Consider the following 11,641-nt stretch of genomic DNA (forward strand, 5'->3'; position numbering starts at 1 on the left):
CACCAGGTTATATTTCCCTTATAACCTGGCAATTACAAAAACTAACTTAACTAACCAAATCTTTTGAATTTTGAGTTATAAATTATGAATTAATAGTTCAATTCAAATCCTAACTCAAAACTCATAATTTATAACTCATAACTTTTTTCCAAATTTCTTCACCAGACTATCATATTCGTTTCTTGAAATCGAAATCATGCAGCCGTGGCGTACTTTTTCAGGCAAACTGTATTTATCCCAATCGGCAAAAAAAGTATAACCAGACGCTTGAAACCAAGGTCCGTTTAAATTATCTGCAATCGATAATCCGTATGAAACTCCGGGATATTGTTCGTAATACATGTACCAAATTTTATCATCAGGAGAAGGAATCAACATGGGAGCTTCTCTAAAATTGGGGCTTATCGATTGTTGGGGCAAAGAATAAGGGCCTAAAAGTGATTTTGATTTTGCAATTCTGATCGTTTTTCCGGTTGTCCAATACAAAGTTGGGTAGGTTTCATCTTTAAGAACTGCGTAGTAGGAATCGCCAACTTTACGGATAAAAACGTCAATTGTTCCCATATCCCAATCGAATAAACGTTTTGGGGTTCCTTCAAAAGTTTTTAAATCTTTAGATAAAACATACAACGTTCTCTGGCTAGCCCAATACTGTTCCGGATCTTCTTTTGTTCCGTCCAGATGTGGCGTGTGCCAAGTCATAATGAACTTTTGAGAATCTTTATCGTAATATAATTTTGGCGCACCAATTCGCTGTAAAGCGTTTGCGTAATCGGGCGTACTTTTTAAATCCGGCGTATAATCAGCGTGTTTTTTCCAGGTAATTAAATCCTCCGAAACCCAGATGTTGATACTTTTGGCATCATCGCCTGTATTTCCGGCAATATAATATCTTCCGTCAGGACCTTTGCAGATATCCGGATGTCCTTTATAATCTTCAAAAACTCGTTTTCCGTCGTTCAGATTATCCCAATGCAATCCGTCAAGACTGACTGAATAATACAATCGGCCGTAATCGCTGTGCGTCATGTGCGCAAATAAATAAGCTTCGTTCTTCGGTTTTTCGCTGCCTTTTACTTGTCCCGGCGGATCTGGTTGTTGCGCTTTCGCGGAAATTCCAATCCACAATATTCCCAGAAAAATAAGTTGTTTCATCATAAGTTTAATGTGTTAATGTGCCAATTGAAAATGTGTCAATGTGCCAATTAGATAATTAGATAATTCTGCAACTGTGTTAATTATCTAATTGATACATATTCTAATTATTTTGCCATAGGTTAAATGATTAAAATTATTTTTTTTAACACATAGAAACATAGCTTTTTGGTATGCGTAAAAGACGTTTCACTTGTAATAACGCTCATAGATTGCTATGTGTGAAAGCTTGCTTTTTTTGTAACCTTTTTTAAAAAAGAAATTAAACGAGAATCAGAAAATCTATGTTCCTATGTGTTTAAATTTTTCGCATCAAAAATTATCTAATTTTCTAATTGACTAATTTTCTAATTGACTAATTTTCTAATTGACTAATTTTCTAATTTTTTGCGCTAGTCATTTTCCTGATCAAATCCGTTTCTGCTTTTATGTATGGCGTTCCATCCGTATGAAATACTTCGTGAAACCAAACTTCAGGATCTGCGTCGTATTTTTTAGTCCAGCTGTCCCAGGCAAATTTGGTTTGGGTTTTTCCGTCTACTAATCCCCAGTTGATCATACCTACATTGTATTTTCTGGCAATTGGCAAAAAGCCTTCAAACGTACTTCCGTTTGGTCTTGCCATGTATTCCGTACAGATTAATGGTTTTCCGTAACGCTGTAATTGCTTGATTACTTTTTCGAAATCTTTTGGTGTATTGTAATTGTGAAACGTAATCACATCTGATTGTTCGATTTGCAGTTTGTGCATTGGCAGCATTTTTTTAGGATCGCTCCAATCTCCTACCCAAACTCCGGATGTCAACGGTTGCGACGGTTTGCTTGCTCTTGCCCAAACGAAAACTTTCTTTAACAACGGCAAAATCAATTCGGCTTTGTTTTTAATTTCAACTGCTTCATAAGATGGTCCGGTCATATTATCTGGTTCGTTCCATACATCCCAGCCTAAAATACGATCGTCAGCTGCAAATTCTGAAACCGTTTCTTTTACATATTTCTCTAAACGAGGATATTGCAAAGAATCTTTCAACACTTTTTGTCCCGGACTTTGCACCCATCCTGAATTGTGTGTGAAAGGTTTTGGCGCTCTTTGTTTGCCTAATGCCGGAAACGGATCCCAACACGAATCAAACAAAACAAATAAAATTTTAATGTGATGTTTTTCGGCAATTTGCAGGAAGGTGTCCATTCGTTTATAAAGTCCTTTTGCATCTTGTTTGTGTAATAAATCGTGCAGGTAAACGCGCATTACGTTCATGCCAATATCTTCGGCCCAGCCTAATTCCTGATCGATTCTTTTGGGGTCAAAACTATCGGCCTGCCACATTTCTAACTGATTAATGGCTGTACTTGGGTAATAATTGGCACCAACTAACCACGGTTGTTTTCCGTACCATTCATTGGCTTGTTCTTTTGTCCAGATTTCTCTTTTTTTATCGCAGCTAAACAATAATAGTCCGGCTAACACTAAAATTAGATACAGTTTTATCTTTCTCATTATAAATTTTCTTAAGTATGAACAATCGTTCTTTTATGATAAGGAAATCAGATTTTGAGGTCTGATTTCCTTAAAAATGTTTTTAATATTCTGGGTGTTGTTTTAAGTTTGGATTGTTCTCTACTTCTACCTGCGGAATTGGTAATCTTTGATTTTTACCAACTGTAAAGTTTTTGAAATCAGGATCACGAAGCGAAATCTTATCTACAGAAGCCTGAGAATCTAAATCTCCCCAACGTTTTAAATCTTCCCAACGAACACTTTCGCCAGCCAATTCAAGAACTCTTTCTGTTTTTAATCTTTCTAAAAATTTATCGTGATCGTTGCCAATTTCAGGATGTGCAACGGCTAAAGTGTTCATGTTTACACGCGCTCTAACCTGATCTACATATTGATACGCTTGCGCAGTAGCGCCTGTTTCGTTTAAAACTTCTGCATAACGAAGCAAAATATCTGCATAACGAACCAATCTGTAATTGACCTGATTGTAATAATCTTCGTTTGTTCTGTAATAATCTCTGGCCCCTTTTCTGAACCACGCTTCATCAGCGCCCCATTGCCAGTCTTTACCGTATACTTTATCACCAAAATCAGCCAATAAACCAGGATAAAATAAAGTATGTTTTAATCGGATATCGATTCCGTTGTTTTTATCTTTTTCTTGTTTAAAAGCATTTACCAGCCAAAAACGAGCTTGTCCGTCAGACCATCCAATACTTCTTGGCGCAAAAAACTGAGCGCGGTTGCTGGAAACTGCCGCACTTTGGCTTTCGTCTGTTCCTCCTTTTCTCTGATCTCCAAACTGAATTTCAAATACAGATTCGCTGTTGTTTTCGTTAGCGTCTGTAAAGTTGTCTTTGTAGTTCGAAACCAAACTGTATTTAGCGCCCGGACCAGAAATTAAATATTCTAAAGCCGCTTTTGCTTCCGGCCATTTGTGCTGTTGCATGTATACTTTTGCCAGAAAAGCTTTTGCAGCACCTTTATCCGGTCTTCCGGTTTGGTCTGATGCCCAGTCTGTTGGCAAATCGGCGAAAGCCTCATTTAAATCGGTTTCGATTTGAGCCCAAACTTCGGTTACATTTTTTTGTTCCGGTAAATCATTTGGTGATGACGGCGTTAAGACAATCGGAATGTTTTCCCATAAAACCGCTGCATAATAATAATGTAACGCTCTTAAAAATTTAGCCTGAGCCAGAATTTGTTTTTTATTTTCTTCGTTCTGAAAAGTAATATTCGGAACATTTGCCAAAACCTGATTGCATCTAAAAATAGCTTTATACGTATCTCTCCACGTTACTACGTTTCCTTCCCAGAAATTATAATTGATATAATTAAATCTTGTCCAGTCTGCTAGTTCTGTCCACGGGCTGTTGCTAAATCCTTCATCAGAGGTTAAATCCAAACGGAAATAAATCCATCTTGCCCATAATCCGTCTTTATAAAACATCGCATAAACAGAATTTACGCCTGCTTGTGCATCACTTTCGGTTTTCCAATACTGATCTGTTGTCAGCGCATTTGGGTTGGTTAGTTCAAGCTCATTATCGCATGAAGATGTGAACATGAGACTAACTAAAACTGCCGTTATTACTATTATTTTTTTCATTGCTATTTTTTTAAAATTAAAAGCTAAACTCAACACCAAAAGAATACGTCTGTAAATTTGGGAAAGCGCCGTTATCAACACCTCTTTCAAAAATATTAGGATTACTAAACTCAGGATCCAATCCTTTGTATTTCGTAATCGTAATCACGTTTTGCGCAGACAATGTTAATCTTGCTCTTGTAATACCAGATTTAGCTAAAACACTTTGCGGAATATTATATCCAAAACCAATGTATTTCAGGCGGATGAAATCGCCGCTTTCTAAAAATCTGTCGCTGTCTCCTCTTGAGTTCAAAGTTGTTCCTTTTACAATTCTAGGAAAATCAGTATTTGGGTTTTCAGGCGTCCAGGGCTGAATTCCTGTTCTGTAATTACTATTGTCATCAAAACGGTCCACAACGCTTCTAAATCCGTCGTAAACAGTAGCTCCGTGAGATGCAATCCAGTTCATAGAAAAATCAAAACCTTTGTATTCTGCTCCGGCATTGAATCCCATTTCAAATTCCGGCCACGGACTTCCTACGATGTCTTTGTCTTCGTTTGTAATTTCGCCATCGCCGTTAACATCTTTAAAACGAATATCTCCGGGCTGCGCGTTTGGCATAATTACTTTTCCATCAGCATTTTTGTAGTTTTGAACTTCTGCTGCAGATTGAAATAATCCGTCAGTTTGCAACACATACCACATTCCTACTGCATTTCCGGCTCTTGTGATGGTATTTCCCTGAATACTTTCGTTTTGTCCGTTTCCTAATGAAACCAGTTTGTTGTTTAATTTTGTAAAATTGATCGAAGCATTAAAAGAGAAATCATTGATTTTTTTGCTGTAAGCCAATTCTAATTCAAAACCTTTATTTTCTACAGTTGCAGCGTTAGAAATCGGGTTTCCACCGTCATTTCCAGTTGTAAATAAAATTGGGAAACCAAATAATACATCTTCTGTACGTGCTATAAAATAATCTCCTGTAAAACGTAAGTCATTGTTTAATAAACCTAAATCAATTCCAAAGTTGGTTTGTTTCAGTTTTTCCCAACGCAATTGCGAATTCGCTAATCTTACCTGTGCTGCAGATGGATACAAAGTTTGTCCGTCGCCCAAAACAATGGCTCCAAAAGTATTCATGAAACCCTGATACTCATAATTTCCGATGTTTCCGCTTCCTAATTCTCCGTAACTTGCTCTAAATTTTAAATCTTTAATAGCATCCACTTTAAAGAAAGGTTCGTTGCTTAATCTCCATCCGGCAGAAACAGAAGGGAAATTGCCCCATTTATTTTCATCGCTGAATTTTGATGAACCGTCACGTCTGATAACGGCATTAAATAAATAACGATTATCGTAGTTGTATTCTAATCTTCCTAAGTATGAAGTTAAGGCAGCTTCGTTTTTAAATCCACCAACTTCCGGTAAATCTCCTAAATCCAAAACATCAAAATACTGACCTGTACTTGGGTTTACCAAAAGATTTCTTTTTGTTCCGTAAATTTGGTTGTAATTGTCTTTCTGAAAAGTTTGTCCCACTAAAACTGTAAGATCGTGTTTGCCAAATGCTTTTTTGAAAGTCAGCGTATTTTCATAAAGAAGCGTTTCAGATCTTCCTTTATTTTGGTTGATAAATGATTGTTCTGCTGGTTGATTTAAAGTCCAGTTTCCTAATTTTCTCATGAAATTATAGCTGTCAAAACTAGTTTCATATCCTAAATTGAAACGGTATTTTAACCACGGCGCAAATTTTAATTCTGTCCAGACATTTCCTCTAATTCTGAAATTTTCATTTGTAGCATTAGAAAAATCGGCAAGTGCCAGCGGATTTGTACCAAAAGTATCTGCAACACCTTGTTTTCCATAACCATAACCTCCAGGATTAGAAGCATCGTAAACCGGAATTGTTGGTGTTAATCTGTACACATCAATAATTGGATTTCCGGACATTTCATCTGTTTTAGAATTGCTGATGGCTAAATTTTCACCAATACTAAAAATTCCTTTTGATCCGCTTGAATTTACACGGAAAGAGATTCTGTCAAAATCAGTTCCCACAACGGTTCCGTCATTTCCAAAATAATTTCCCGACATAAAAAACGAAGAGTTCTCGCCACCTCCGGCAACACTTACGTTATAATCCTGAATCAATCCGTTTTCAAAAACTTCATCCTGCCAGTCTGTATCGACAGCCATATTCAGGTTTTGTCTTGGGATTCCGGCATTATCATACGCCTGATTGTTTAATTTTGCAAACTCTTCTGTTTTCATTAAACTATATCTTGGAATAGACGTAAAACTTGATTTTGCAGAAGCTTCTATTACAAGAGGTCCTTTTTTACCTTTTTTAGTCGTGATGATAATTACACCATTTGCCGCTCTTGAACCGTAAATTGCCGCTGCAGATGCATCTTTAAGAACCTGAATCGTTTCAATATCATTCGGGTTAAAATCTCGGTTTGCAGAGGTAACCAAACCATCAATTACGTATAATGGGTTTGTGTTTTGAAGATTTTTAAGACCACGAATCTCAATATTGGCTTCCTGTCCGGGTCTTCCGCCGCCACGAACTTTTACGCCCGTAACCAGACCCTGCAATCCGTCAGCAACTGTTGTAATTTGTCTTTTTTGAATTTCTTCGGCTTTTACTATAGAAATAGCGCCTGTTAAATCCTTTTTTGCCTGCGTACCATACCCCACAACTACGACTTCATTTAATGAAAGTGCATCGGGTGTCAAAGCAACATTTATAGAAGTTTGATTGTTTATCGAGACTTCTTTCGATTTGTAACCCTGCGAGCTAAACACCAAAATATCTGTTGGTTTTGCCGGAATCGAATAACTTCCGTCAAAATCTGTAACAGCACCATTTGTTGTGTTTTTGATTAACACATTAGCAAACGGAATCGCTTCTCCGGTTGTCGAAGCAACTCGGCCTTTAATCGTAATTTGTTGTGCGTACGTTTGCTGTAATAATAAACTAAAGAAAAACAAGAGGTAATATCTCTGCTTTAAAATTTGAGTGAACTTTGCTTTCATTGATTTTTCATTTTAGATAATTTCTTTTTTGGTTGGTTTTGTAAATGTGCTGTAAAAATTTAATCATCTCTGATACGAGCGAAAAAATAGTTAATATTGCTCTTTAGTAATAATGTGTTCATTTAATTTCAAAATTATTAAAGGTGTATTTTTTCAAACATAATTTTATTGATACTATATTTTTTAGCCTTAAAAATTATCAATATCATTTATTTGAAAATCCAAAGTAGACGATTTTTATTCAAAATAAAATGCTTGATTTGTGTCAATTTCTATCTCAAATGATTCAAATTGTATAAAAATTGAGAACAAATTAAAGTTTTGCAACATTTTGTAGAAGATTGACACGATTTGCAGAAACCTATTTTTATTATAAAAAACATAACAATGCGTAAATTCTTTCTTTTTTTATTTTTCTTTCTTTTTTCGATAAATTTTATTCAGTCGCAGGAATATTATTTTAAGCATTTTCAGGTTGAAGAAGGACTTTCTAACAATACCGTAATCACCTCAATTCAGGACGAAGACGGATTTATGTGGTTTGGTACAAAAGATGGTTTAAACCGTTATGATGGCTATCGTTTTAAGACTTACCGAAGCCAAAACGATCCCATACACAGTTTAGGAAGCAATTATATACAATCGCTGCACGCCTATCAGGGCATTATTTGGGTAGGAACTGATAAAGGTTTGTATCAATATGATAAAAAAACAGATCAGTTTACGGTGCTAAACGAAGCGATAAACGACAGAATTAATGATATCAATCACGATAAAAACGGGAATATCTGGTTTATTTCGGGAAATATTTTATACAAATACGCCATCAGTAAAAAAGAAACCAAAACTTTTAATCCGAATAAATATTTTATTGCAACCTCGATTACCAGAGATGCAAACGGCGAAATCTGGGCTTCGTCCTTAAATAAATTATACCATTATTCTGAAGAAAGTCTTTCGTTTGAAAATATCGCTTTAAATCCGTCGGCCAATAAAGCCAGTTTTAGAATTACAATTGTTTACGCTTTAGATAAAGACAATATTTTGATTGGCACACAAGATCACGGCGTTCTGGTTTATACAAAAAGCACCAAAACGACGTCGTCGCTTCAATTTGCGGATAAAGAACCTGTTTTTGTACGTCAGTTTAAAAAGAAAGGAAATCAGGAACTCTGGATTGCAAGCGAATCCGGCGTGTATGTCTATAATCTTAAAACTAAAAAAGCTGTAAATCTCAGAAAAAATTACAATGATCCGTACGCGATTTCAGATAATGCGGCTTATTCTATTACTATTGATAAGGAAAACGGGGTTTGGATTGGAACTTATTTTGGCGGAATTAATTACCATCAAAAACAATACACGCAATTCAAGAAATATTTCCCTCAGAAAAATCAAAATTCAATTAGCGGAAGCGCCGTTCGTGAAATTCATAAAGATGATTCAGGCGATTTCTGGATTGGTACCGAAGATGCCGGTTTAAACCGATTTAATCCCAAAACAGGAAAATTTACATCTTATTTACCAAACGGAAGCAAAAGCGGTGTTTCCTATTACAATATTCATGGTTTATTACCAAGGAAAAATAAAATTTGGGTGGGAACTTTTGAGCACGGTTTGGATGTTTTAGATCAAAAAACCGGAGCCGTTCTCAAACATTATAGTGCAAATGATCCTTCGACAGGTTTGCGAAGTAATTTTATTTTTTCGTTTTCCGAAACAAAAAAGAAGGATTTAATCGTCGTAACTACGATGGGAATTTATCAATACAATGAAAAAAATGACAATTTTGATATCCTGAAAATATTCCCGGAAACCACACATTACACCAATTTTAAAGAAGACAGCGACGGAAATTACTGGGCCGGAAGTTATAGGGATGGTTTGTTTTTTTATAATCCGAAAACCAATAAAAAAGAGGTTTTTATCTACGATTATAAAAACGCAAAAGGAATCAGCAACAATTCGATCAATTCTATTTTTGAAGACAGTTATAAAAATCTGTGGTTTGCAACCGAAAACGGCCTGAATTTATTCGATAAAAAAACAAGGACTTTTACCAAATTCACCACCAAAAACGGACTTCCGAGCAATGTTGTGTATTCGGTTTTAGAAGATGATACCAAAAACTTGTGGTTAACGACTTCTAAAGGTTTGGTAAAATTTAGTCCAAACCATAAAAAGATAAAAATTTATACCACGGCAAATGGTTTATTGAGCGACCAGTTCAATTATAGTTCGGCTTTTAAAGACAATAACGGCGATATGTATTTTGGAAATTTAAACGGAATGATCAGTTTCAACCCGAAGAATTTTACCAAAAACAAATACACGCCTTCTACTTTTATTACCAATCTTCAGATTAACAATAAGGATGTCGATGCCAACGAAAATGATTCGCCCATAAAACAATCTATTTCGCATCTTGACGAACTTGAACTCAACAACGATCAATCGTCTTTTAACCTTGAATTTGCTTCGTTAAATTATACCGCGCCTGAACTTACAGAATATTGGTATAAACTCGAAAACGTAAACAATGACTGGGTTTATCTCGAAAGAAACAATAAAGTTTTTTTTACGGAATTAGCGCCCGGAGATTATGTTTTTAAAGTAAAATCGCTGAATAGTTTTGGCGTTTGGAGTAAAGAAGTCGAACTAAAAATCGTCATCTTGCCTCCGTTTTGGGCCAGTTCGTATGCTTATTTCTTTTATTTTCTGTTGATTTGCGGTTCGTTTTATTACATCATTCGTTATTCTCAAAATCTGACTCAGATCAAGAATAACCGAAAAATAAAACACCTGAACGACGAAAAAGAAAAAGAAATCTATCAGGCAAAAATTGACTTTTTTACGAATGTGGCACACGAAATCAGAACGCCTTTAACGCTTATAAAAGGACCATTGGAAAAGCTTTTGATTATGGAACATCAAGCGCCGGAAGTGCCGCAGAATCTTTCGATAATGAAGAAAAACACGTCGAGATTATTGAAATTGGTAAACGAATTATTAGACTTTAGAAAATCCGAAATTGGCGGTTTGAAACTCACTTTCGTGGAAGCAAATATTTCGTCAATGGTTCGAAATTTACATTTGAGATTTAGTCAGTTAATCGAAGAAAGAGGAATTGAATTTGATTTGGAACTGGGAGAAAAAGACATTTTTGCTTTTGTCGACAAAGAAGCTTTCAAAAAAATATTGAGCAATTTAATTAGTAACGCTATAAAATATTCGAATGATAAAGTTTCAATCACGCTTTTTAGAGATGAAAAGAAACTGACTTTAGTGGTTAAAAACGACGGAAATTTGATTCCGTTTCAACTAAAAGACAAGATTTTTGAGCCTTTTTTCAGAGTTGATAATATGAATTCGACATCCGGAACCGGAATTGGACTTTCGCTGGCGCATTCGTTAACGCAATTGCATAACGGAACTCTTCTGTTGATTGCGGATCCAAAACTGAATATTTTTGAACTTGCTGTTCCGTTACATCAGGAAGAAGAATTTATGTTTTACAACGAAAATGAAAATGAAAAAACACAAAAGGAAACCGAAAAAATTGAAACTGAAAATAAAAATGAAAAACCGCAAATTTTAGTCGTTGAAGACAATGAAGATCTTCTCAATTTTATTACTGCAGAATTGGCTTCGTCATACACGATTTTAAAAGCTGATAATGGCGAAAATGCACTTAAAATAATCCACAACGAAAACATTCAGCTTGTTATAAGCGATGTTTCGATGCCTGTTATGGACGGAATTACGATGTGTAAAAACATCAAAACCAATCTCGAAACCAGCCATATTCCGGTGATTTTATTAACGGCAAAAAACTCCCTGAAATCGCAAATTGACGGACTTGAAGTGGGTGCAGATGCGTATATCGCAAAACCTTTTTCGATGGATTATTTGAAAGTTCAGGTTAATAATCTGATCGAAAACCGAAAACAAATCATGAATTATTATGCGAGTTCGCCGCTTTCGCACATTAAAAGCATCGCACACAACAAAACCGATGAAAAATTCCTGAAAAAACTCGATGACGAAATCCTGAAAAACATTACTGATCCTGATTTAAGCGTAGAATCTCTCGCCGAAATCATGAATATGAGCCGCTCAACTTTATATAGAAAAATCAAGGATATTTCGAATTTGAGTCCGAACGAATTAATTAATATTGTTCGCCTAAAAAGAGCCGCAGAATTGCTTTTAAACGAAAACTATAAAATGTATGAAATCGCCGAAATGGTAGGTTATAAATCGCAGACAAGTTTTGGCAGAAACTTCCAGAAGCATTTTGCGATGTCGCCGTCTGATTATATTGCAATGAATAAATAGAATTAGAGAATGTGTCAAT

General features: G+C 35.6%; 5 protein-coding genes. 1 reads left to right on the forward strand and 4 read right to left on the reverse strand.

Going from position 1 to position 11,641, the window contains the following annotated elements; all coding sequences use genetic code 11:
* Positions 1-135: 135 nt before the first annotated feature.
* The 4 genes from ACZ0AH_RS13395 to ACZ0AH_RS13410 form a co-directional block, all read right to left on the reverse strand.
* On the reverse strand, positions 136-1,158 hold the full coding sequence (locus ACZ0AH_RS13395) for a glycoside hydrolase family 43 protein (protein ID WP_463476298.1): 1,023 nt from the start codon (positions 1,156-1,158) through the stop codon (positions 136-138).
* 376 nt (positions 1,159-1,534) lie between these two features.
* A complete protein-coding gene (locus tag ACZ0AH_RS13400; protein ID WP_463476299.1) occupies positions 1,535-2,653 on the reverse strand; it encodes a cellulase family glycosylhydrolase in 1,119 nt (372 codons plus the stop codon).
* Positions 2,654-2,735: 82 nt separating this feature from the next.
* Positions 2,736-4,262, reverse strand: coding sequence for a RagB/SusD family nutrient uptake outer membrane protein (locus ACZ0AH_RS13405; protein ID WP_463476300.1), 1,527 nt, complete (start codon positions 4,260-4,262; stop codon positions 2,736-2,738).
* A gap of 16 nt (positions 4,263-4,278) precedes the next feature.
* Positions 4,279-7,284 carry a SusC/RagA family TonB-linked outer membrane protein gene (locus ACZ0AH_RS13410; RefSeq protein WP_463476301.1) on the reverse strand — a complete coding sequence of 1,002 codons (3,006 nt, stop codon included), beginning with the start codon at positions 7,282-7,284 and terminating at the stop codon, positions 4,279-4,281.
* A 387-nt stretch (positions 7,285-7,671) separates the two neighbouring features.
* Between ACZ0AH_RS13410 and ACZ0AH_RS13415 the strand changes: the two genes are divergently transcribed.
* On the forward strand, positions 7,672-11,622 hold the full coding sequence (locus ACZ0AH_RS13415; protein WP_463476302.1) for a hybrid sensor histidine kinase/response regulator transcription factor: 3,951 nt from the start codon (positions 7,672-7,674) through the stop codon (positions 11,620-11,622).
* Positions 11,623-11,641: the final 19 nt, after the last annotated feature.

The organism is Flavobacterium sp. AC105 (genome assembly GCF_979258495.1).

Bases quoted from the DNA above. Each gene is read 5' to 3' on its own strand.
- ACZ0AH_RS13395 (WP_463476298.1), bottom strand. From the start codon at position 1,158: ATGATGAAACAACTTATTTTTCTGGGAATATTGTGGATTGGAATTTCC.
- ACZ0AH_RS13400 (WP_463476299.1), bottom strand. From the start codon at position 2,653: ATGAGAAAGATAAAACTGTATCTAATTTTAGTGTTAGCCGGACTATTA.
- ACZ0AH_RS13405 (WP_463476300.1), bottom strand. From the start codon at position 4,262: ATGAAAAAAATAATAGTAATAACGGCAGTTTTAGTTAGTCTCATGTTC.
- ACZ0AH_RS13410 (WP_463476301.1), bottom strand. From the start codon at position 7,284: ATGAAAGCAAAGTTCACTCAAATTTTAAAGCAGAGATATTACCTCTTG.
- ACZ0AH_RS13415 (WP_463476302.1), top strand. From the start codon at position 7,672: ATGCGTAAATTCTTTCTTTTTTTATTTTTCTTTCTTTTTTCGATAAAT.